At 60.3% G+C, this 23,078-nt stretch carries 19 protein-coding genes and 1 pseudogene; 12 read left to right on the top strand and 8 right to left on the bottom strand.

Annotated features, from left to right (window positions below; translation table 11 throughout):
• The first annotated feature begins 260 nt into the window (after positions 1 to 260).
• The 5 genes from HMPREF2129_RS09105 to HMPREF2129_RS09090 all read left to right on the top strand — a co-directional run bounded on the left by HMPREF2129_RS09105 (position 261) and on the right by HMPREF2129_RS09090 (position 7,298).
• The gene (locus tag HMPREF2129_RS09105) at positions 261 to 1,586 is read left to right on the top strand and encodes a glutamine synthetase family protein (RefSeq protein ID WP_034665782.1); all 1,326 of its coding nucleotides are present in this window, start codon (positions 261 to 263) and stop codon (positions 1,584 to 1,586) included.
• Positions 1,587 to 1,597: 11 nt separating this feature from the next.
• Positions 1,598 to 4,657 (top strand): bifunctional [glutamine synthetase] adenylyltransferase/[glutamine synthetase]-adenylyl-L-tyrosine phosphorylase, encoded by a 3,060-nt coding sequence (locus tag HMPREF2129_RS09100; protein ID WP_034665780.1) that lies wholly within the window; start codon positions 1,598 to 1,600, stop codon positions 4,655 to 4,657.
• 62 nt (positions 4,658 to 4,719) lie between these two features.
• Positions 4,720 to 6,177, top strand: a complete 1,458-nt coding sequence (gene thrC, locus HMPREF2129_RS09095) for a threonine synthase (RefSeq protein WP_034665778.1) — start codon at positions 4,720 to 4,722, stop codon at positions 6,175 to 6,177.
• A gap of 9 nt (positions 6,178 to 6,186) precedes the next feature.
• Complete coding sequence (locus HMPREF2129_RS11325; protein WP_269544977.1) at positions 6,187 to 6,318, top strand: hypothetical protein; 132 nt, start codon at positions 6,187 to 6,189, stop codon at positions 6,316 to 6,318.
• Positions 6,319 to 6,329: 11 nt separating this feature from the next.
• Entirely contained in the window at positions 6,330 to 7,298 is a 969-nt protein-coding gene (locus HMPREF2129_RS09090) for a trypsin-like serine protease (protein WP_084576769.1), read from the top strand.
• On the opposite strand, the gene HMPREF2129_RS09085 is transcribed toward HMPREF2129_RS09090, so the two are convergent.
• A complete protein-coding gene (locus tag HMPREF2129_RS09085; protein WP_156959276.1) occupies positions 7,299 to 7,844 on the bottom strand; it encodes a hypothetical protein in 546 nt (181 codons plus the stop codon).
• Between the two features lie 125 nt (positions 7,845 to 7,969).
• Here HMPREF2129_RS09085 and HMPREF2129_RS09080 point away from each other — a divergent pair, with 125 nt between their 5' ends.
• Both HMPREF2129_RS09080 and HMPREF2129_RS09075 read left to right on the top strand, forming a co-directional pair.
• On the top strand, positions 7,970 to 8,497 hold the full coding sequence (locus HMPREF2129_RS09080; RefSeq protein ID WP_034665774.1) for an NUDIX hydrolase: 528 nt from the start codon (positions 7,970 to 7,972) through the stop codon (positions 8,495 to 8,497).
• Positions 8,494 to 9,105, top strand: a complete 612-nt coding sequence (locus HMPREF2129_RS09075; protein WP_034665769.1) for a GH25 family lysozyme — start codon at positions 8,494 to 8,496, stop codon at positions 9,103 to 9,105. The genes HMPREF2129_RS09080 and HMPREF2129_RS09075 overlap by 4 nt, the downstream gene beginning before the upstream one ends.
• A 6-nt stretch (positions 9,106 to 9,111) precedes the next feature.
• On the opposite strand, the gene HMPREF2129_RS09070 is transcribed toward HMPREF2129_RS09075, so the two are convergent.
• Positions 9,112 to 9,927, bottom strand: a complete 816-nt coding sequence (locus tag HMPREF2129_RS09070; protein WP_034665767.1) for a hypothetical protein — start codon at positions 9,925 to 9,927, stop codon at positions 9,112 to 9,114.
• A gap of 132 nt (positions 9,928 to 10,059) precedes the next feature.
• Complete coding sequence (locus HMPREF2129_RS09065) at positions 10,060 to 11,085, bottom strand: DUF4272 domain-containing protein (protein WP_034665766.1); 1,026 nt, start codon at positions 11,083 to 11,085, stop codon at positions 10,060 to 10,062.
• Positions 11,086 to 11,173: 88 nt separating this feature from the next.
• Between HMPREF2129_RS09065 and HMPREF2129_RS09060 the strand changes: the two genes are divergently transcribed.
• Entirely contained in the window at positions 11,174 to 12,421 is a 1,248-nt protein-coding gene (locus HMPREF2129_RS09060) for an MFS transporter (RefSeq protein ID WP_084576767.1), read from the top strand.
• 86 nt (positions 12,422 to 12,507) lie between these two features.
• Here HMPREF2129_RS09060 and HMPREF2129_RS09055 read toward each other — a convergent pair whose 3' ends face one another.
• The 5 genes from HMPREF2129_RS09055 to HMPREF2129_RS11050 form a co-directional block, all read right to left on the bottom strand.
• Positions 12,508 to 15,111: a DEAD/DEAH box helicase gene (locus tag HMPREF2129_RS09055; protein ID WP_034665764.1), complete on the bottom strand. Its 2,604-nt coding sequence runs from the start codon at positions 15,109 to 15,111 to the stop codon at positions 12,508 to 12,510.
• The gene (locus HMPREF2129_RS10885) at positions 15,111 to 17,393 is read right to left on the bottom strand and encodes a site-specific DNA-methyltransferase (RefSeq protein WP_034665761.1); all 2,283 of its coding nucleotides are present in this window, start codon (positions 17,391 to 17,393) and stop codon (positions 15,111 to 15,113) included. Before HMPREF2129_RS10885 ends, HMPREF2129_RS09055 begins: the two co-directional genes overlap by 1 nt.
• 15 nt (positions 17,394 to 17,408) lie before the next feature.
• Positions 17,409 to 17,780 (bottom strand): helix-turn-helix domain-containing protein, encoded by a 372-nt coding sequence (locus tag HMPREF2129_RS09045; protein ID WP_034665758.1) that lies wholly within the window; start codon positions 17,778 to 17,780, stop codon positions 17,409 to 17,411.
• A 104-nt stretch (positions 17,781 to 17,884) separates the two neighbouring features.
• Positions 17,885 to 18,244: a VOC family protein gene (locus tag HMPREF2129_RS09040; RefSeq protein ID WP_034665755.1), complete on the bottom strand. Its 360-nt coding sequence runs from the start codon at positions 18,242 to 18,244 to the stop codon at positions 17,885 to 17,887.
• A gap of 121 nt (positions 18,245 to 18,365) precedes the next feature.
• On the bottom strand, positions 18,366 to 18,662 hold the full coding sequence (locus HMPREF2129_RS11050) for a hypothetical protein (RefSeq protein WP_156959275.1): 297 nt from the start codon (positions 18,660 to 18,662) through the stop codon (positions 18,366 to 18,368).
• Between the two features lie 63 nt (positions 18,663 to 18,725).
• Between HMPREF2129_RS11050 and HMPREF2129_RS11045 the strand changes: the two genes are divergently transcribed.
• The 4 genes and pseudogenes from HMPREF2129_RS11045 to HMPREF2129_RS11040 all read left to right on the top strand — a co-directional run.
• Complete coding sequence (locus tag HMPREF2129_RS11045) at positions 18,726 to 19,703, top strand: hypothetical protein (RefSeq protein WP_156959274.1); 978 nt, start codon at positions 18,726 to 18,728, stop codon at positions 19,701 to 19,703.
• A gap of 110 nt (positions 19,704 to 19,813) precedes the next feature.
• On the top strand, positions 19,814 to 20,776 hold the full coding sequence (locus tag HMPREF2129_RS09025; RefSeq protein WP_052093094.1) for a site-specific integrase: 963 nt from the start codon (positions 19,814 to 19,816) through the stop codon (positions 20,774 to 20,776).
• A gap of 48 nt (positions 20,777 to 20,824) precedes the next feature.
• Entirely contained in the window at positions 20,825 to 22,585 is a 1,761-nt protein-coding gene (locus tag HMPREF2129_RS09020) for a hypothetical protein (RefSeq protein WP_034665746.1), read from the top strand.
• A 137-nt stretch (positions 22,586 to 22,722) separates the two neighbouring features.
• Positions 22,723 to 23,078: pseudogene (locus HMPREF2129_RS11040) on the top strand (IS30 family transposase); the annotation flags it as partial.

The raw sequence follows: 23,078 nt of genomic DNA, 5'->3' as shown, positions 1-23,078 counted from the left end.
CTAAACCGAAACCAGAAAACGCGCAGCAAACCGCCAAAACGGCCTGTGGATAACACAAAACTATCCACAAGCCACGCGCACCGAACCACGCACCAGAACACGCGAAACAACACGCTGACATGCGACAACAGCCCGGTTCCCCTACAAACCGAAAAAACTTCCAGACCCCAGTTGCCGTTGGTCCGCACAGGATACGGTAACGGAGGCAAAAGCGATGAACATGCACACTTCTGGCCACGCTGTCACTACATTGGGTAGGCATGAACAGCCAACAAGAAAACGTCCTGCGCGAGGTTGAGGAGCGGGATATCCGTTTCATCCGTTTGTGGTTCACTGATTTGTTCGGGGCGTTGAAGACAGTGATGATGTCGCCGGCGGAATTGGAAACGGCGTTTGATGAGGGTGTTGGCTTTGATGGTTCTTCCATTGAAGGGTTCTCGCGTGTTTCCGAGTCGGACACGTTGCTGCTGCCGGACCCTTCAACGTTCCAACCGTTGCCGTTTGATGCGGAGGATGGGTTGCAGACGGCGCGGATGTTCTGCGATATTTCCATGCCGGATGGAAAGCCGTTGTATGCCGATCCGCGGCAGGTGCTGCGCCGCCAACTCAACAAAGCAGCAGAAGCAGGCTTTGAGTGCGTGGCCAGCCCGGAGATTGAGTTCTTTGCGCTGACTGGTGGGGAGGATCCTCGGCCGGTGGATGATGGTGGGTATTTTGATCAGGCGAAGCAGAATGCGGCGCCACGCTTCCGTAGGCACGCAATTTCCGCCCTTGAGTACATGGGCATTGCCACGGAGTTCTCTCACCATGAGGGCTCGCCGGGCCAGCAGGAGATTGATCTGCGGCACACGGATGCGTTGACTATGGCGGATAACATCATCACGTTCCGGTATGTGGTGAAGACGGTGGCGGAGGCGAACGGCATTCTGGCTACGTTCATGCCTAAGCCTTTCCGTGAGCACAATGGTTCGGCGATGCATACGCACTTCTCGCTCTTTGAGGGTGAGGAGAATGCGTTCCATGATCCGGATGATGAGTATTCGCTGTCCACTACGGCGCGCCAGTTCATCGCGGGCGTGATCGCGCATGCGAATGAGATCTCCGCGGTGACAAATCAGTGGGTGAACTCGTACAAGCGCCTCCAGTTCGGGTCGGAGGCGCCGACCGCGGCAACGTGGGGTGTGTCTAACCGTTCCGCGATGGTGCGGGTGCCCACATATCGCCTGCACAAGAGTGCTTCTCGACGGATCGAGGTCCGCACCATCGACTCCGCCGCCAACCCGTACTTGGCTTTCGCTGCGATTTTCGCGGCTGGGCTCGATGGCATTGAGCAGGGCCTTGAATTGGGTGAGCCCGCGGTGGATGACGTGTTCGCTCTCACCCGACGGGAGCGTCGGGCAATGGGCTACAAGGATCTGCCGGGTTCCCTGGATGAGGCGCTGCGCGCGTTGGAGAAGTCCGAGTTCATGGCGGAGGTACTGGGGGAGCAGGTCTTTGAGTTCTTCCTGCGCTCTAAGTGGGATGAGTGGCATGCCTACGAGGATCAGATCACCCCGTGGGAACTGGCTAACAACCTCAACCTTTAAGGCGGGAGCACATGGCACGCAAGAAGTCTCCGTCGCCGGCACAGTTGGCGTTGACCGGTAAGACTGCTGCAGATGATCTGGAGCGATTGGGCTGGAGCGATGATGATGTGCTGTACACCCTCGGCGGGTCCGGCAACCCGGATATCACGCTGAACACGGCTTTCCGTTTGGCGGAGGCGTTGGGGGACAAGTATGAGGAACTGCGCCAAGCGCTTATCGGCGATGAGGTGCTGCGCGTCCGCCTCTTTGCCCTGCTGGGCGGCTCTACTGCCCTGGGGGACCACTTGGTGGCGCACCCGGAGGAGTGGAAGTTGCTGGCGGAGCCACTGCCCAGCGCCAGTGAGATCTTCCAGATCATGCTGGGCTCGGTTGATGCAAAGCCGGAACCGGGAGACCCCACGGCAACGGAGGACCTGGACCAGCCGGGTACGTACCGCGCAGCCATCACAGGGACAGAGGCAAAGAAGACTCTGAAGAGTACATACCGCACGCTGGTCATGCGTGTTGCAGCGGCAGATCTCGCTGGAACGTACTCCGCCTTCAAAGGATACGGCGCTGATCAGCCGGTGTTGAGCTACAGCGACGTGACGGAGCTGCTCACCACTATCGCGGATGCGGCATTGACCGCAGCGCTTGCTGTGGCGGTGCGTTCGGTGTGCGGGGATGAGCCGATGAATGGGAAGCTGGCCGTGATCGCCATGGGTAAGTGCGGTGCGCGGGAGCTGAACTATATCTCTGACGTGGACGTCATTTTCGTTGCGGAGCCGGCGGATGCGCTGGCGACGAAGATTGCTAGCGAGTTTGCGTCGATAGGCACTGCTGCTTTCTTCGACGTGGACCCGAATTTGCGGCCGGAAGGCAAGTCCGGCGCGCTGGTGCGCACGCTGGAATCTCATGAGACGTACTACAAGCGCTGGGCGGAAACGTGGGAGTTCCAGGCGCTGCTCAAAGCCCGTCCGATGACAGGTGACATGGAGTTGGGGCAGGCCTACCGTGAGAAGCTGAAGCCGATGGTGTGGGAATCCTCCCAGCGTGACTCCTTCGTGGAGGACGTGCAGGCGATGCGTCGCCGCGTGCTGTCGAATGTGCCGGCGGATATGCGTGCGCGCGAACTCAAGCTCGGCCAGGGTGGCCTGCGTGATGTGGAATTCGCGGTGCAACTGCTGCAGCTCGTCCATGGGCGTATCGACGCTACATTGCGCACCAAGAACACCATCGAGTCCATCGAAGCACTCTCCCTCGGCGGATACATTGGCCGCGAAGACGCTGTGCACCTCATCGAGGCGTATGAGTTTCTGCGGCTGCTGGAACACCGCCTCCAACTGCACCGCTTCCGGCGCACGCATACGCTGCCGGAGGACGATGATGCAGCGAATCGACGGTGGCTGGCACTGACCTCTGGCTTCATTTCCTCGCCGACGTTATCTGCGGTGGATGAGATGGACGCCCGCCTGAAGGCAGAGCGCAAGAAGATCTCAGACCTGCACTCGCGGTTGTTCTACCGTCCGTTGTTGAATTCGATTGCGGGGATGAGTGTTGGGGAGGCGTCGCTAAGCAAAGATGCGGCAATTGAACAACTCAAAGCGCTGGGGTACACGCATCCCACTCGCGCCTACCAGCACCTGTCCGCGCTGGTTAAAGGCAATTCCCGCAAGGCGAAGCTGCAGGCGATTTTGTTGCCCACGCTGCTGGTGTGGCTGGGGGAAACCGCGGACCCGGATGCTGGTTTGCTCAACTACCGCAAGCTGTCTGATGCCGCGCAGGATCGCTCGTGGTTCTTGCGCATGCTTCGGGACGAAGGTGTGGTCGGCGAACGCCTCATGCACATCCTGGGTACCTCCCCGTATGCCGCGAACCTGATTATTTCCGCGCCCGATGTGGTGAAGCAGCTCGGTGACGGTGCAACCCAGCCGAAGCTGCTCGACCCGGAAACGGACCGCGTGTACAAGGCCCTGATCGCGGCGTCGAAACGCCATGCAGATCCGGATAAAGCGGTCAGTGTTGCGCGCTCCCTGCGCCGCGCGGAGCTCGCCCGCATTGCGTCCGCTGATCTGCTGGGCATGATGGACGTGCGCGAGGTGTGTGACCAGCTGTCCTGGGTGTGGAACGCCGTACTTGAAGCAGGCCTGCGGGCAGAAGTTCGTGCGGATCTTCTTGAGCGTGAGGTGGAAGAACCCCTGGCTCGCATCGCCGTCATTGGCATGGGGCGCCTCGGCGGCGCGGAGCTGGGCTATGGATCAGATGCTGATGTGATGATCGTGGCTGAACCCAGCGAGGGCGTGGATGAGGTGGAAGCGCTGGCCTGGGCCACCAAGATCATTGATCAACTGCGGAAGCGACTATCCAAACCATCCGGTGATCCGCCTTTGGAAGTTGATCTGGGGCTGCGGCCGGAAGGTCGTTCTGGTCCGGTGGTGCGCACGATTGCGTCGTACAAACGCTACTACCAAGAGTGGGGTGAGGTGTGGGAGCGCCAAGCCTTGCTGCGCGCCACCTACATTGCAGGTGACGTGGCGGTGGGGGAAGAATTTCTGCACAGCATCGATCCGTTCCGCTACCCGGACGGGGGTGCCAGCGAATCAGACATTCGTGAGATCCGCCGCATGAAGGCCCGCGTGGACAATGAACGCCTGCCACGCAATGCGGACCGGGCAACCCACACCAAGCTCGGGCGTGGCGCGTTGACGGATATTGAGTGGACGGTGCAGCTGCTCACCATGATGCACGCTAACACCTACCCGGAACTTCACAACACATCTACGCTGGAGATACTGGACTTCCTGGTCACCGACGCCGCCGCTGACATCATTGACTCTGCTCAGGCGCGCATGCTCACGGAGGCGTGGCTGCTCGCCACAGCAGCACGCAACGCATTGGTCTTGGTTACCGGGAAACGCACTGATCAGCTACCGGGTCCGGGTGCTCAGCTCAACCAGGTCGCTGGCGCTGCCGGCTATGACCCGCATGATGCGCAAGCGTTCCTCGACCATTACCTGAAAGTGACGCGTCGCGCTCATCGTGTGGTGGAGGAAGTGTTCTGGGGTGAGCAGCCCTCCTTTGAGTACGACTGAGCATCGCTACCTCGGGGGCGGAGTGGGGGAAGGTGTGATCCAGGCGCGCTAGACTCCTAGGGGTGGATTACATCTCAACGCGTGATACGACAAAGACCCCGCACCGATTCACCGACATTCTGCTGTCCGGACTAGCCCCCGATGGCGGGCTTTATGTGCCGGTTGCGTACCCGCGCATTACAGAAGAGAAACTGACCGAGTGGCGCGCAGTCCTCGCCGACGGTGGTTACCCAGCACTTGCTGCTGAGGTGGTCAAACTCTTTGTTAGTGACATCCCACCAGCAAAGGTGGAGCAGCTCACTGCTGCTTACCGCACCCCGGTTTTTAGCACCGAAGAAATCGTCCCAGTCACTGCACTCGAGGACGGCATTTATCTCGCGCACCTGTCCGAAGGTCCCACGGCTGCGTTCAAGGACATGGCCATGCAGCTGCTGGGTGAGCTCTTTGAGTTTGAGCTGGCGCGCCGGGAGGAAACCCTGAATATCTTGGGTGCTACCTCCGGCGATACCGGCTCGTCCGCGGAGTACGCCATGCGTGGCCGGGACAACATCAATGTGTTTATGCTCACCCCTGCTGGCCGCATGACACCGTTCCAGCAGGCCCAGATGTTCGGACTGAATGAGCCCAACATTTTCAATATTGCGCTCGATGGCGTTTTCGATGACTGCCAAGACGTAGTCAAGGAAGTCAACTCCGACGCGACATTCAAATCCAAGCACCACATTGGCGCCGTGAACTCCATCAATTGGGCGCGTTTGCTGGCACAGATCATTTACTACATTTCGTCCTACATCAAACTCACATCACCTCCTGCTCCGGGGCAGGAGCCGCAGCAGGTGTCCTTCTGCGTGCCCACTGGCAACTTCGGAGACATCTGTGCGGGACATATTGCGAAGCAGATGGGCCTGCCCATTGACAAACTCATCGTGGCCACCAATGAGAATGATGTGCTCCATGAGTTTTTCATCTCTGGACAGTACCGCCCGCGTTCCTCTGCGGAAACGCAGGCAACGTCCTCGCCATCGATGGATATTTCGCGCGCGTCCAACTTTGAGCGCTTCATCTTTGATGTGTTGGAGCGTGATGCCACGAAGACCAAGGATCTCTTCGGCGTCCAGGTCAAGGCCGGTGGTTTTGAACTCGAGGAGCAGATCATGGAGGAGATTCGTGGGGAGTACGGCTTCCTGTCCGGTCGTTCCACGCACGCTGATCGCATATCGACGATCCGTGATACCCACGCCAACCAATCCACCCTCATTGACCCGCACACCGCGGACGGCGTCTTTGTTGCCCGTGGCCTCAAAGACCAGGTGGATACCCCGATCGTGGTCTTGGAAACCGCGCTGCCAGTGAAATTCTCCGAAACCATCGTTGAAGCAACAGGCCAGGAACCAGATGTGCCGGAGCGATTCGCTGGCATCATGGAGGCCGACAGGCACGTGGTGGATATGCCCAACGACGCTGAGGCTGTCAAGGAATACATTGCCAGCATCGTCGACAACGGTGGCACAGGTAAATAAGGAGCGACCATGGCACAGGAACAATTTGCTGGCCCCGAGCACTACGTTGAGTTCGATCCGGAGAAATTCATCCGCGACCTGAAGATCCAGAACGATCTGAAAGACGAGGATGAAGCAACCACGGATTCTTCTGAGTCCTAAACTCCTCTTTCATGCATTCACAGTTCCCGCCGGAGCAGTATCCGCTGCCCGATGATGAGTACCAACCCAAAAGGGGCGGTGTCTCCGTTTTCTGGGTGGCCATGGTGGTCATAGTCAGCTTTGTTGTGGCAGCCGTGGCTTATCTCGGTGTGACTACATCGCAGTACCCGACCCTCACCGTGGAAGAGCGCCAAGAACGCGAAGGCGTACAAACCCCTGGGGCGCCACCGGCTGATTCGGCAGGGGAAACGGTGATTAAAGTGCCCTCCTTCGCACTGTGGGCACCGGGCACAAAGATCCAATCCACGGACCATTACCCCCAAGCTGGGGAATCTTTCACGGCACAAGCCTGTACGGTCGCATTCAGTTTCAGTGCTGCAGACGGCCGGAATTTCGCAGTGACAGCTGGACACTGTGGCCGGGAAAATGATCTTGTATGGCCAACCACGGCCGAAACAGTAGCAGATTACGCGGTCGAGGCCGGCCGCTTCATCTATTCCGGCCTTTACAGTGAAGGCAATGATGGCGTTGATGTAGGCATCATTGAGATCACAGATCCAAACCGCTACATGGATCTCGTGGGTGCCCCGATCCCTACAGCAATTTACGGTGGCGCTTTGGTGCGCGAGGACCCGATCTGTAAAACCGGCGGAACTACTGGATACACCTGCGGTGTCTTTGAAGATGGTGGCCGTGTGCAACTTATCCGCACTGAAACGGAAGGGGAGCGCGAAACCTACGGTGATATTGGCCACCTGTGTGCCTCACCCGGTGATTCTGGTGGCCCCGTGTTTCATGAAATCAACGGCCGTGCCACTATTGTCGGTGTTGTCTCCGGTACGGACGCGGAGCGGGCTGAAGAATCATGCGACTTGCCTGATTCCAACACGAGACTCATGTCCTATGCCAATTATGAGCAGGTCATGGGTGTGATTAATCGCGTTGTCCCTGATGCCCAATTCGAGGAACAAACCTGGTAACTACACCGCACCTGCCGGCGCCGCACGGGTTTTGCGGTACCGAATCAGATTGTTCACGCTGAAGGCCAGCGCAACGCCCGCGATGATGACCCAAATATCCCAACCGACTGAGGTCGCGGTGTCGTAACTAAACATCGATTGATAGAAGATACTCAGCACAAGCAGCGTTTGGATGCCCGCTCCAGCAATGCTGAACCTGGTGCCTTGTTTGTGGTCCGCGTGAAAGAACGAGACTGCGGCAACGAGATAACAGATGAGCAGCGCAGCTGTGCCCAAGAGCATGAGTCCGTTACCAGCGATGTACTGCGCTAACTCACCTTGTTCAAGGGCACGGTGAAAAGCACCATCCTGCGTAGTTACACCCCACCAGTTCCACCCAATTGTTGTGGTTTTGAGGTCCACATAGACGATGTAGACGAAGATGCATTCTAGAAAGCTGGTGAGAAGGCTCAGAAGAAAGCACAGGAGCATGAAGGCGGCCCGTATAGGTGCTTTGGTGTTGAGGACGTCCGGCTGGGGCCGATCGTGCTTGTTGGGATGAGGCATAGTTTCTTCTCCGCTGCTGGAAACGGTAAAGCAAGATTATCTGGAACACGTGAATGAAGGTAGGTTTCCTCCCCGTTGCGTGTACTGCTTTCGTCCAGGCGCGCGTGGCCACGTAGACTCGGCCCATGCCTATCTCTGAGTTCATCGTGGAAACCCGGAAGAAGATTGGGACGGATCTGATGTGGATCCCGGCGGTATCCGCCGTTGTGTTGCGAGATTCAACCGATGATTCCCCGTGGGCTGTGCCCGAGGTACTGCTGGTTCAGCGTGCGGATAACGGCGCGTGGACACCTGTCACGGGGATCTGCGACCCGGGGGAGGAACCCCACGATGCCGCGGTGCGCGAGGTGCGCGAAGAAACCGGCCTGGACGTGACACCGGCTGCCTTGCTGGGGGTGGGCGCAATTGGGCCGATCGTTCACGTCAACGGCGATAATGCCTCATACATGTCTGTGGCTATTCGTCTGGAGGCCACCGACCCGTCCGCAGTGCCCTTCGTGGCCGATGATGAATCGAGCGACGTCGGCTGGTTTTCCATCGCCCACATGCCGGTGACTGATCCGAAGTGGCGCTTAGTCATCGCTGATGCGATTGCACAACGTAAACACCCTGCTAATTTCACGCCGCGCATGGGCTTTGCCAAGCGCTCATGACCGTCTGCTTCGGCATCGACGTCAGCGAGCATCAAGACGGTATCAGTCTCGTGCGCGCTGCCGGTGAGGGCATGGAATTTGCCATCGTGCGCACGACGGACGGCACCTATCGTGACCGCACGTATCGCTCGCATATCGACGACGCCGTGGCCGCCACCCTCCCCGCCGAGGCCTACCACTACCTCCGCAACCCAAAGGAGGGGACATCCATCGCCGAGCAAGCCGCGGCGGCCGTGGATGTGATGGGTGGTGCCGGAAGTCCGTGGGCGCGCCCGATCTGGTTGGACTGTGAAACACCGGCGGGTTTACACCTTGATCACATCCGTGAAGCACGCGATCTCTTCCAATTAGCTGGCATCGACGTGGCGGGCGTATACACCTATCCCCGCTATTGGCGGTGGCGGCTGTTCGGGGCGGATACTCGTGAATTCGGTGCCGTGTGGGTGGCCAGCTACGGCCACGACCAGGCGGGAATTCCCGGTGATATTTTTCCGGGGTTGGAGGCATGGCCGGGATTCGTCGGCAAGCAAAAACCCGCCATGTGGCAGTTCGGTTCACAAGCCACAGTGGCGGGTTATGCGGTGGATATCAACGCCCGGTTGCTCTAGCACCTACTAATAGGTGTTCGGCCACCCCGGCTGCTGCGGTTGAGCTGGCTGAGGCACGAAAGCATTTTTCGGCTTCTTAAACGCAACTAACACGTAAATGCTGAAGGCCACAGCAACCAAACTGAGGATGAGCCAGAGCCAGAAACCAGCGCCGAAGGAGTTTTCGGCCATGTCGGCGAATTCAGGGTCAGCAACGACAGAGAAGCGAGATACTGCCTCAAGGAGGACCGCCACGAACTGGATTACGCCAGCAACAAGGCCCAAAACCGCGGCGATCTTGACCTTACGCAGAACACCCATCACCACAGCGCCAACCAAGAATCCGAGCACGCTCAAGGTGATGAGAATGAGCACCAACTTCATGGTCTCAAATTCACTACCAAGCTCAGCGGTGACTTCCTTTTCGAAGGCCTCCGCGAACGAACCAACACCGTCGCCTTGTAGCTTGAGAGCGCCCCACCAGTTGATCGAGGACGTCAACGAACCAAAACTGTCGAGTGTCTCGGAGCTCTCACCGAAAAATTCATCAAGGAACGGCACTTCCGCAGTCATGGCCTGAGCGAAACTTGAACCAGAAATCCGCGCAGTGATGTGGGGTAGGAAACTGCTGATCAACGTCAGAATGAACAGGCCCGTATACACCCACGTCGGCCATGCAGGAAGCGCCAACTTCTGTTGCTGTGGTTGCCCCGCAGGCGGGTAAAACGGCTGTTGTGGTTGTTGTTGCTGCGGCTGCGCTTGCGCTGGAACCTGCGCATCCCAGTTGTACGAAGACGGCTGGGGTGCACCGTGGTTCGGCTGAGGTGAATTCGGATACGTCATGGTCGCCTTTCGCTGTGTATGCCTAATCGGGGGTGAAGCTCTGGAATACCGTAGCACCGCAGCACGTTAAACACGTGTTGAGACAAGGAGGGGGCTATAAAGCCAATGAAACCGCGCTCAACTGTTGCCCATTTACGTCGACAAATCAACATCCTCCCAGTCCGAATTCGGATGAAAAAGCCACGAAAGTGCGCGATGCCACTCAAGTAGTGTGCCGGCGGTTGGCTCGTCGATAAGAGCTGGGCGCTCCGGGTTCACCTCCTGGTCGACGGCGGTCCACCGCATCGCAAGGACGAATTCGTACTTGTCGCACAGCTTCGGCAGGCTGATGAGCGCCGTCGCCTGCTCGTGGATGGCAGCTTCGCCCCTGTCTGCGACCCACTGGGCCAGTGACGTTGCATCAACGCGGATCTCGCCTTCAGGAAGCTCCTGGATGCCCAGAGCGTGCGCGAGCATTTGCGCTGCGAGTACTTGCCATGCCAGCTGAAATGCTAGGTGTCGTGCTTCGTCGCCGCCAGGGGAGGGGGTGTGAGGCGTCACACCAGACTCGATGAGCTCGATGAAACGCTGCTCTGTGGGTGTCAGTGTTTCGAACGCGCCCGGCAGCACCGCGCGAATCTCTGCCAGCGGTGGCTCCGACTCGGCACAGAAAAACCCAGCTATCTCGGAGACTGCCACGAGTGACATAAACCGTTGTACGACCTCCCGTGGCTCACGCAACACTGCCTCGAATTCGCTGCGTACCGGCGGATAGTGCGCGGGCAGCGTCACCCCGGTGTCCTGCATGATCTCCGCGCGCACACGCGACGCCCGCGCCCTGGCCGCTGGATGATACGGAACGGTGCCACCCGCAACGATGTCCTCGCCGTACACATTGACCACCGTGCCGTCCGGCATCAGGAACACTGAATTAGTCTGCTCTGCCCAGTCCTCGAGGCCATGCAGGTCCTCGCGCTCGAAGACGTACTGTCGCTTCGTGTCCCCGATGTGTCGGATCAGCCCGAAGAGGCTAGCTGTCATCTCCTGTTGTCCGCGCTCCCACATGAATGCGGAGAAGCCGTTCAAGTGGCCGGCCATCTCTGGATCATTTAAACCGCGCTGGTGCGAGTAGGGGCCCGGGATTTCATCGCGGACTGTTGAATACGCGTTGATATACATGCCCGTCGATCCTACTTTTACTTAACTGGTTTGCCACTCGTCTTCAGACGAGTTGACGTGACCCTGAACCCGGGTGCCTAATGGTCGAATGGCATCAACCTCTCAGCGCCCCACCCGGAAAGGTCCTGGCAAGGCAGTACAGCTGTCGGCCCCGCTTCTTTTCGCCGCTGTCGTCGCGGTGGCGATTAACTTGCGTGCAGGTATTTCGTCGGTAGGCCCGGTGCTGGAGGAAACTCTCGCTGCGTTCGGGGCTGGGGCGTCGCAGGCAGGCCTGATTACAGCGATGCCGGGATTCTTGTTCGCGCTGATGGGCTTGGGTGCGGTGCCTGTAGCTATGCGTTTGGGTCTGACGCGGACTATCGCGCTTGGCACCGTGCTCACGTTCCTTGGCTTAGCGGTGCGTCCTTGGGTGGGGGCGATGGCGGTGTTCATCGTGCTCACCGGCTTCGTCGTCGCGGGTATTGCGGTGGCTAACGTGCTGCTCCCAGCGTGGATCAAGCAGCATGGTGGGCGGCACATGGTGGCGCTGATGACGGCCTACGGTGCCCTACTCGGTCTATCCGGTGCCGTTGGCCCGTTGAGTGCGTTGGTGTTCACCGGCGACGGTGCTTGGCAGTGGGCGTTGGCCGTGTGGGCTGTTCCCGCGGTGGTGCAGGTGGTGGTGTGGCTGGTGGTCGTCGGCAAACTTGGCAATGACGCGCCCCGCATCGATGAAGCTACCGCCGAAAATGACGCGCCCCTCAACGTTTCCATGTGGCGCTCGCCGACGGCGCTGTTCCTGCTGCTGTTTTTCGGCTTGCAGTCGATGAACGCATACGTGCAAATGGGCTGGCTGCCGCAGATCTACCGCGACAATGGCTTTTCCGCGGCAACCGGCACGCTCGCGCTGACTTTGGTCGGTGGCCTCAACGTGGTCGGGGGATTGGTCATGCCCATGCTCATCGCACGCGCACGCACGCTCACCCCGTTCGTGGTCATCTTCGCTACCGCCACCGCGGCTGGATACCTGGGGCTTCTACTTAGCGGCGACCAGCTTCCCCTCCTATGGGCTTTCCTTTTGGGGCTAGGCGGGTTCTGTTTCCCCACCGCCATCGCCCTCATCCCGGCACGTAGCCGCTCCCATGTGGTCACAGCGAAACTGTCCGGCTTCGTGCAACCGTACGGGTATCTGCTCGCAGGGACGGGGCCAGTCGTGGTCGGGGTAGCGTACGGCGCGACGGGGCAGTGGCGGGAGATACTCATCGCGCTCGTGGCCAGTGCAGTGCTCATGGGCGCGATCGGCATTCGCGCGGCGGCACCAGTGAGCATTGATGATGAGCTGGCTGCTGCGAGGTGAGGGACGTTTGGGAAACCGTGTGGCCAGCCGCCGTGACGTTGGTTCACAATCCGTTCCCACCGGACCCCGCCCGGTTTTCCCGCCCGCTACTTGTACGCTCGGCCCTCTCGCTCGTAGACCTCGGCCGCGGACTCGGCCTTGTCAATCACCGCGCGGACGTCGGGGTTCTTGAGGTCCACGGACCGCAGCGAGTCAACGTCCTTGCCGGATACCGCGAGAATCTGGACGAACTGGTCGCCGAACTGGGCTGCGTAGTTGGACAGCGCGCGCAGTTTGTCGAGCGCGTCGCCCAGGTGGTGTCCGTGCGGGTCGATAATCGAGGGACGAACCTCGCCTGCGACCTCGCGGAAGAAGATGAAGTCCGGCTGCATGTTGCGCCACCGCTGCGCCGTGTCGTCGAGGTACACCGCCGTCAACGCCTCCGCACTGGCACGCGACGGGTTGCGGTACCAGCCAACAGCACCACTGCGGCCGGACTCGGTGGCAACGACGTGGGCCTCCCACTCGTTGAGTCCAAACGGTGCCGTGCCGTCGCTTGCAGCAAGCAGGTGGCCTTTGTAGCGGGCAAACGGGACCAGGTTGCCGTCCTTATCCGCTGTGCCCTGCGGCACCGTCCGGTTCGCGGGCTTGGTCAACGGCTCGTGGCTTGGGTGAATCGCCATTTCACGCAGCGGCTGGTACGCGGCCTTGCGCGAGTCAGGAAGCACGGCCAACTCTGCGTTGTAGGTATCTAACCAGTCACCTGCCACGTCGTCCGCGTTGTCGGACACCGACTGTGCAATGCCAGCGACACCGGCCAGTGCGGCCAGTTGCAGCCGGGCCTCGTCGATTAGTTCCTCTTCGTCCGCGTCCGGGTCCTCTGCGGCGAGCGCGTCGGTGCGTGCGTCCACCCACATATCGGCCAGCGCGCGGGTGAACACTGGAATTGCCGCGCGGTAGGCTTCATCAATCACACGGCGGTCGGCGTACAGTTCGGTACCGGACTCGGCCAGTGTCAGGTCACGGTCCGCGTAGCCGAACACAAGTCGCTGGGTTTCGACCTTCAAAATGTCCTCACGTTTGTCGGCAACCTGCTTTTCGTAGCGGGTGAGGTAGCCGTTGACAATGGAGATAAGTTCGTCCTCGGCCTGTTTCATGCCGTTTTCCATCAGCCCGTCGCGCTGCAACTCAATGCCGAGATTGAGCAGCATGGAAATGGGCTTGTCCGAGCGCGTTGGTGCAACCATGCGCTGAATCGCGCGAAATGCGTCCCAGACCTTCTCGTTGGACACGGGTGTCAGCGACTCGGTATCAATCACAATCTCGCCCACCGGCACGTCGCCACCGTCGCCGCCAGTGCCAACTTCCTTGTCCTGGTTGATTTTCTCCACCGCGTCCGTGGCAGCAGCGCGGTTGAACTGCGGCAGGATACACAGCACCGAGTTCAACAGGTCGTTACCCTCAATCCGTCGTGCGAGTGGGGAGCGCACCATACGCCCAATGACCTGCGTGATGTGGGCTTCATCGACCGCTGGCCTATACGACACCATGACTTCGGCGCGTGGGCAGTCCCAGCCGGTCGAGATAGCGGTCTTGGCGAACAGTACGCGAATGTCGGTGCGTTCCTGCACGCGCTGCGGTTCGATGTAGGGCACCAGCGTGTCGCCGGCCATGATGTTGTCGTGCTCGCCGTAGACGTTGGCAAAACAGTCGTGCGGAATCTGCGGCCAGCCTTTTCGGATAGCGGAAATGGCCTGGTACATGTCCTCGTCCGTGGCCTTGTCCTTCATCTGCACGACCATGAGCGGTACGACGCGCTCGCCGTCGCCGCCCTGGTCCTCGTGGTAAGCGTCCCACCGGGCCGTGGTTTCAGCCAGGATACGCGCTGCGTCCTGGACGAACACACCGTCAAACGACTTGCCTTCTTCGCCTGGGATACGTAACTCGACAATGTCTTTAATCAGGCCGGACTCCTGCACGTCGGCCACCGGCACAACCACGTCACCCATGACGAACCGCTCGCCCGTCATGGATTGAATCATCGTCTTAAACGCGCCGGGGGTTGCAGAAATACCCAGCACCGTCGGAATCGGTGGCACTGGCTCTGCGTGGCCCTCTGGGGTGTGGCCCTCAATCAGGCGGCGCAGAATCGTGGCCTTGTCTTTGCGCTGCTTACCCGCGCCGCGGTGGGCTTCATCGACAACCAGAATCAGGTTGTGCGTCTCCGACTGAATCGTGTTGCGCAGCGTGTCCCAGAACGTCACCTGCGTGGTGTCACCGCGTGCAAACAGCGGGTCCTGGCTATCCCGGCGACCACCTGTGAGTTTGGTGCCCTTTCCCAACTTCTGCGTGTTGAGGAAGTAAATACACCCGCGCTCGAATACGGGCTGGTTGAAACTGCTATCCAGCGTCACCGTGCGCGTGGCAAGGTCGCTGGACGCGGTTTCGATACGGTAGCGCGACTGTTCGTTCAAGTCCGGGTTGTCCGATAGCCACAAAATGACGGCGTTTTCGTCCTCCACACGGTCGTCGCTGGGAATCAAAATGCGCTCGAACACGCTGGTCGCAATCACGGTCTTGCCGGCACCCGTCGGGGCAGACAGGGCGAACACGGCCTGCTGGCCGATGGTGCGTGACTTCGCCGCTTTGTCGAGTCGTTCCATGATGGTGTCGGCGGCCGTTTCCTGGTACGGCATGAGCGTGTACTTCATTAGTGGTTCTCCCGTGTCTGCTGGAAAGCGAAGTTGTTGAGGTAGGTCGAGTAAAGACGAACCAGTTCGGCCCCGGTGTCAGCCAGTTCACGCGCCATAGACTCAAACACTAGGTCGTCATTGGTCACGATATAGACCACACGCACCGTTTCGTGCTGCTGCACCGCCGCGACGAACTCCGCCGACGCAGCCACATTCTCAATCACGCCGTAGGCGTTGGTGAGGTCCCAGCCCTGCTCCGGTATCCGGTCAATAATCCGGCCAGTTTGGCCCGCACGCAGCCACAACATCGGCGCAATCTCGGCAAACGCGCGGTTGTGACGCACACGCGTCGGCGGCTCGTAGGTCAGCGTGAAGAACCGCGCGTTGGCGGCGAATCCGTCGGAAAACTGGCTTCCGTCCTCACGCTTGCCAGTCACCACGGTCCTGATACGCGGTTTCGTCACGTACTCACAAACACCCCATTGCTCCCACTCGGGGTCGCCCTTGCGAATACCCTGCTTGGACAGCGACGCGGCCTTTTTACTTCCTACCTCGTTGTTCGTCACCACAATCGCGCTGCGCTTAGACTTTGCCCGCTCGTTTATCAGCATGACGGCTTCAAGTGTGGAACCCGAGCCGCCGAAGAAATCAAGCACAACGCCGTCTTTCGGGGTACAGACCTCAATCCAATCCGCAAGCACGGTGACGTCCTTCGGATTGGGAAAACGGTTCTCCGCGAACACGCCACGCACCTCGCCTTTGTTGTTCCAGTGCAAGTGCCGCGAGCCGTGCGTTCGCTGCCGGTCAAACGTGGACAATGGCACGATTCCGCTGGAACGTTCCAAAGGGTTCTTCAACCTAATCGGCCTGCTGTGGTCTTTACGGAAGATGACCTGTCCCGCGTCAATGACTTCCTGCATACGCTCCGGGGTGGGGAAACGCCAGCCAAGGTCGGGAATGGGTACGGCTCCCGACGTATCCGGGTGGTACACGTCGTATCTGGGGCCGCCGGATTTAGGCCACGAAATATCGGAATCGCAGCAAAGGGTCCCGTCGGGCAGGAAATAGTTGTACCGCCCGAACGTCTTGCGTACGGGGTCGTCCGATGGAAATTGACGGTAGAACGCACGCATACGCTGTTCCCCGTCCAGTTCCGCGCGACGAAACAGTTGCTTCTGGTCGTCGGCGGGCAACGCCTCGTTAATCGACGCGTACATAGTGTCGAAGTCGGTGTCGTCTCCCGCGCTCGCTAGGCGTGAGAACTCGGTGCTATCGGAGCCGAACTGTTGCTCAACCGCAGTAAGTCGTGCCTCGCGCCAGACCTCGGCGCCCTTCTCAAGCACGGCCTCGTATCCCTCTTTCGGGGCGCGCCAGCGGGCACCGTTAGCCGCAATATCCGCTGCTGTTTCAAGACTGCTCACGTCGGGAGCGTCCTTGACCTTCACGCCCTCTTTAATCCACGCAGTCTTGTCGTTGGCGTAAATGAGCATGTAGTCCTCGCCATTAGAGACGAACCGGGAGTCGTTCTTCCGCCCGCCGTTCCACGTGACGTTGGAAATGAAGTTCGCCTCCCCGAACACGTCGTCCATCAACATACGCAGACGGTGTTGCTGCTCGTTTCCGATAGCCACGATGATGATTCCGGTCGGGCTAAGCAGGTTCCGTGCAACCCGCAATCGACGCTCCATGAAAGCGAGCCACTTGGAGTGCCTGAATACGTCGTCTGCGTCAACGTACCGGTCACTGTAAATCCAGTCGTCCTTCCCGGTGTTGTACGGCGGGTCGATGTAAATGCAGTCGATGGAGTGGTAGTGCGTGTAGGTGAGCATTTTCAGTGCGTGGTAGTTCTCCGCGTTAATCACGCTGTGAAACGGCGCGGCCGGGTCGTCTGTACCGATGACTTCGCCGGTCTGTACTAGGCCGGGGTAAATTACGTCGTCGTGCTCGGCGGTGACAGCGAGGTCGGCAACGGGCACCGCGTCCACAACCTCCGGCTGCTCGTCTACCTCCGGGTGGGCTTCGACTAAGTGGGCAACGCGGCCGTCGTCAGTGCGGGTGATACCGGCGACGCGCCAGGTACGCGGGTCCGGCTTGTCCTTGGACCCGCGCGGCGGTAGCACGTGGACGGTGTCACCGCGTCGCACTGGTCGGCCCGGTAACTCGACTTCTTCGGGTAGGTGTCGCTCAAACACCAGCCCAAACGTGCGCGAGGTCCGCGCGTGGAACTCTTGTTCAAGGGCGGCACCCAGGCGTGGGTTTTCCTTCTTGGCCTGCGTAATCAGGTCGTTGAGTCGTGACATTGTGGTTGTTCTCGCTTAATCGGTGTCGGTGTCGGTGTCGGTGTCGGCGTGCTCGCTCGGTTGGTCAGGGGACGTGTCGGAAATTGCACCGTCCCACAGCCGCCGGTCGGCTAGGTGCTCGAAGCGGGCGACGGTGACAGAATCAGGCCACACGTCACCGCGCAGGACCTTGCTAAGTGTTGCTTTGGCGACGTCGGCGCGGCGGGCGAGTTCCGACTGAGATACGCCGTGACCTGCTTGTTCAGCCACATAGGCGGACAGGTTGCGCACGAACGCCTGCACCAGTGCGTGCGCGCCGTCGGCGGTGGTGTCCTCGGGCCACGCGGGGTAGAGCGCGCGTGGTTTTGGCCTCGCTGCGCGCCCGTGAGTTGGCTTGTTTTCCGTCATGTCCCCCAGATTACCGTGCGTGTCTCGAAAGAAACGGGGTGGCGGTATTCGGCGTGGCTGTGAGCAAGAGAAAACCCCGCTGCGTTGGGCGGGGCTGCGTTGCTCTAGTCGATTGGTGCTACTCGGAGGAGATTGCCGTCCGGGTCGGTCGCTACGAATGTAGTACCGAAAACTTCCTCGTACGGTTCGCGGACAATGGTGACTCCCTGTTCTTTCCATCGCTCGAACACGGAGGATACCTGGGCGGCCGGAACGTTCATGCACACTTCCGATGTGCGTCCTACCGCTCCCTCCAGGGCGTCTGCGTTGCCGGTCCACAACGCGAGCGACACACCATCGCCCAATGAGAACGTCACATAACGCGGAGAGACGAAGTCGGGCTTTAGTTCGAGTAGGTCGCTATAGAAACCGACGGAGGTGTCTATGTCTGATACGTAGATGATAAAGACGGTTTCGCGGTTCATGTTTTCCTTATTTGAGTGTCGGGGCCGTGGGTGAAACCCAGGATAGGTCAGTTATGTAGCACAATGCTTTCCGGCCTGCCGGAAAGTGCTCATGTGTGCTAGTTATCTCGCGGCTCGGCGGTCACTGTGGGGGTATGCGAAGTTTCTTCTCCCGAACCCTCCACAGGTGGTGGCCGGTGCCGTGCTCCAACTTGGCAAGCGTGAGCGTGCTCGGCCATGCAGCGCCGCGCACCACGCTCGATACGGTGGCTACCGGCACGTTGCACGTCCGTGCCACGTCACTTGTCGAGGTTTGTAGTGTCAGCCGCTCCACGGCGCGGGCAAGTCGCTGTACGACCTCGTGGGCGGGGTTGGTCACGTGCTTGTCATGCGGCCACGCCGGATACAGGGCGCGGGGTGACTTCGGTGACTCTGGCACGGCCTCCGATTATGCCCCGGGGGACACGAAAACGACTGCTAACACGCCGAATCGGGTGCGAGTATGTCAGAACTAGGAACCCTGGAACAACAGGCCCGCCGCTACCGTCCACGGCGAAACCCAGTGACCGATGATGTGGCCGAGGTGATACAGCACGTACTGCTGTGTGGCGTGGCCTTCGGGCATGACGGACCCGTACGAGGCATTGATACCCGCAAGCGGTTGCAAACCGTCGGCGGTCTGCTTGCGCGCTATTTGACCAGCGTGAAGCAGGTCTGGGGCAGTGTCAATGAGGACGACGTACACGACCTGTTTGGCCACGACCTCGTGGACTGGTGGGTGGCCGAGCAAGTGCGAGAACACCCTGCGGCGCGGCACGAGCGCTCCCTGCTTCGGTTGTGTTGGGTGTGGACGTCGCCGGACCCGCGCATGGCGGCACGCGAGTTGTCGGAACTGCCGCGAACACGCCCGTTTCAGGTCCACAAGACTGTGCCAGAGTCGCGGCCGCTTTCGCCGGACGAGTTGCGCAAGGTCTGTGACTGGTTGGAACTCGCACCGACGACACAGAGCCGCGAGCGTGCCACATTTGCGGTGGCACTGACCATCGGCGCGGGCTTGCGGACCTCGCAGCGTAGAGCACTTAGGACCAGCGACCTCGACCCGCGTGGCGAGTTTGTGCGCGTGGACGGCGAGCCGGTCCCGGTTCGTCCCGAAGCACGTGCGGCCGTGGCGAGTCTGTACGAGCGTGGGGTCAATGGTGCCAGCCAGGCGTTTCCATTTACAAACATGCAGCCACTCGGGTTCGACCTGAAACCTACCCGGCTCATTGACACGTGGGTGGTCATGCAGTTACGCGATGGGGTGGAGGTCTCCGAGTTGGAACCGCGCTCGAACTACGCGCAGATTTGCCGGGCCGCGATTGTGGCCTTGCGATTCGACGCCGACTACTCCGGCATTGTCGTCCCGCCGTTGGAAGGTGTCTCACGGCCCGGTTACGGCCACCTTCGCGTGGTCTCCGACACAGGGGAGGTTGGCAAGTGACCCCGTTGAGCAGGCATGTTCTAATCGGTGTTCGAGTAGGTCGTCCGGCGTCGGGGTTGCCGCGTAGTGTTTCTTTTAAGAAACGTTGCAGGGCAAGGGGAGTGACCAACATGGGAACTAGGGACGAACTACGCGACGCGGCGCTGCACTACATACCGCGCTCGATGAACAAGGACGACTGGGTACAGGTCCGCGACTTCACGCAGTCCGTGACCCTCGAACACGTGATACCAACCGAACCGGACCGTGCGTCGCTGCGGCTAATCATGCTGGCGGTGGCACAGGCAGCGCACGTGACACTCAACCAGGTCGGTGGGGAACTGACCTACGCGGACGTGTTCGACCCGCTGGTGGTGGAATACGTCGTCTCGCAGACCGGATTGACCGACAGGGCCAAGGGCGTGCGCCGGTCCCTGCTGTACCGACTGGGCCGCGAACTCAACCCGAACTGGCCGTTTGACGACCGCACCACCAAGTACGGCTACAAGGCACCAGACGCGCCCTATACCGAGCAGGAGCAGCACTTCCTGGCTCAATGGGCACAGGGGTTGTCCACCGACTACCAACGCGCGGGTGCCACGCTCACGCTCGCTTTGGGGTTAGGTGCCGGGCTTCGCGCCGGTGAAATGGCACGGCTGCGCGGTGGCGACGTCACCGTCCACAGCGACGGCGGTGTCACCATCACCGCCCACGGCTACCGCGACACCGCGCCGCGTGAGGTGCCGGTGTTAGCCGAGTGGGAACAGGTTGTGCGCGACGCGGCGGGCAACGTCGGCGTGCACGGTCTGGTGCTCTGGCCGAACCGCGCGCACGCCACCACGGAGTCCGTGGCCGCGATTCTTGGCCGTATTGGCAAACCGCACGCGGTGGCACTGGATACGCGGCGGCTGCGCACAACGTGGATTGTCGGCCACCTCCACCACAACGTGCCCGAGGCCGTGGTCTGCCAGGCAGCGGGATTGACCGACCTACAGCACTTCGCGCGGTGGTACCACACCGCCGAGGTGCCAGCCGAGCAGGCGCGTGCGCTGCTGCGGCGAACGCCGTACCCAAGCCTCCACATCGCCGAATAACCGAACACAGACCAGGGACGAACCACACAACCGAGGGAGGTGAACACCATGACAACGCACAACCCGGCAACCTACGAGGGCACCATTTCGCTCGATATGCTGAAAATTGCAACCGACGTGGTGGACACCTCCGGTGTGGTTGAGCAACTAGCCGAATGGGATAGCGCGGACCGCGCCGGGCGTGGCCTGGGTGGCCGACCCGCGCACATTCCGGTGCGCGCCGCGTTGATTCTGTTCATTCTCCCGGCACTGCTGGGCAAGCCCATGTATGTGCGTGAGGCCTCCGAGATTCTGCGCTACCGTCTCGACGGCAAGGCGTGGAATGCCCTCGACATTGACCTGCGCAAGTGGGGTTCCCGAACAGCACCCACCTGGTACGACCGGCTATGGCGGACCCTGCGTTACCGTGTGCGTGACGTGATTGACCCGTTTCCTGAAACCCCACACTGGCGCCGGTTGAGCAAGGAAGAATACGCCGAACTTGAGGCCAGTCGTGACCCCCAGTTTGTGACCTCGCGCCACGCCAGGACCTCGATTTTCATGTCCATGCTGGCGCTGGCGAGTGCCAAGGTCCTCAACGAGAACATGTTTGACGGGTGGGACGGAGACATTGCTATTGACGGCACTCCGATTGAAGTCACTGGGTATGGACGCACCGCTCGTTCTCGCCGTGAACCGTCTACGCCGGAAGCAGGGTGGTATATCCGCAATGGCGACCACAAGGGCGATGGTGTTAGCGGTGTTGAGAACATCAAGAAGTCTGCCTGGGCGTTTGAAGCCACCGCCGTTGTTGCTGTCGGTGGTGAGTTCGGCACAACCCTGCCAGCGCCGGTGGTTGGGTTGTCGATGGACAGGCCGGGCTATAACGCCCGCGCCGCACTGGCACACCTGGAAAGGACGAACCTGCCCCGGCGCTATGCAGTCACCGACATGGCGTATTACCCACTGTCGAAGGCCGAGCACTACCAAATCCCCATGCGGGAGAAGGGCTGGAAATTGGTCGGTGAAGTACCAAACAGGGCAGAGACCAAGGGTGTGTCCGCAACCTATCGTGGCGTGACACTCGTGGACGGCACCGGGTATTGTCCGGCGATTGCCAAGCGCAAGGACCTGCTTGACCCGAAGGGCGAGTTCGATAAAGGCAACATCACCGAGGAACAGTTTGCACTCGCGTTAGAGCAGCGCAAGCGGTTGCAACTCGACATTAAGGAAGTCACCAGCGACGGCACCGTGCGGTTTTCGTGTCCCGCCTTGTCTGGCAAGGTGGCATGCCCGCTGCGTAAGAATGACGAGAAAGCGAAGAAGAACGCGGCTCGCAAAGGCGCTGCCGGCAACCCAGCGCTGCCGTTGTCAGTTCGCCAGGTGCCGAACAAGAAAACGTGTGGTGATGTGTGCCGCCAAAAGTCCGTGTCCGTCGGAGTCAACGACCCCGACGCTGTGCGGTTTAACAAGTACCACCAGCAAGGACCCGCCGCCTACACCGAGGAGTGGAAGGCGCTGTACAAGGTCTACCGCGCTCGAAACGAAGCCGCCAACGCCTTCATCAAAGGTGAATCCCATATCGGCACCGGCGACAGGACCAAGAAGGCCATGCGTGGGTTTACTGGTATTGTGCTGCGTACAGCGCTGGCGGTTGTTGCTTCCAACGTGCGGTTGTACCTCAACTACCTCAGGCGGCTGCGCGACGGGCTTATCACGCCTCCGCCTCCGAATCCGGGCGGTGGCAAACCGTGGAAGAAACAGGCGGTGGACTTCATCGACCTCGCCGGACCTAACGCACCGCCACAGCCAGGCCAGGAAGTCGCCTAAGACCGTCGCCGATTACGGCCACGGTCTACACGTGCTGACTAGGTGCCAAAAATAGGCCAAAACCACCACTGAACCGGGCCAGGAACCCCTAAGTTCTAGGGATCGTTGCAACACTGATTGGAAAGTTGGTGTTGGTTGTGTCTGGTTCGCGTTGGGATCCGAGTGGTGATGAGGTTGTTCGGTTTCACCGGTTGGTCGTTGTTGAGGGGCTGTCGGTTCGTGCTGCTGGGCTGCGGCTTGGGTGGTCGTTATCGACGGCGTATCGGATAGCGCATCGTGACAGTTTGCCGCTTCGGGCGCGTTCTCCGCTGACTCAGGCTGACAGGGATGCCATTGCCGGTTTGTTTGCTCAAGGGTTAATGCCGATGGACATTGCTCGTGCTGTTGGGCTTGATCCGTCTGCGGTGTACCGAGTGGGCGTGGCTGTTGGTGCGTGGCGTAAACCAAGTGGCAATCGGCGGGCGGTGGCGACAACGCGCAGGGTGGAGTATGG

Source organism: Corynebacterium tuscaniense DNF00037 (assembly GCF_000759055.1).
Lineage (GTDB): Bacteria > Actinomycetota > Actinomycetes > Mycobacteriales > Mycobacteriaceae > Corynebacterium > Corynebacterium tuscaniense.
The sequence above is the reverse complement of the archived record's forward strand: the minus strand, read 5'-3'. Positions and strand labels throughout refer to the sequence as shown.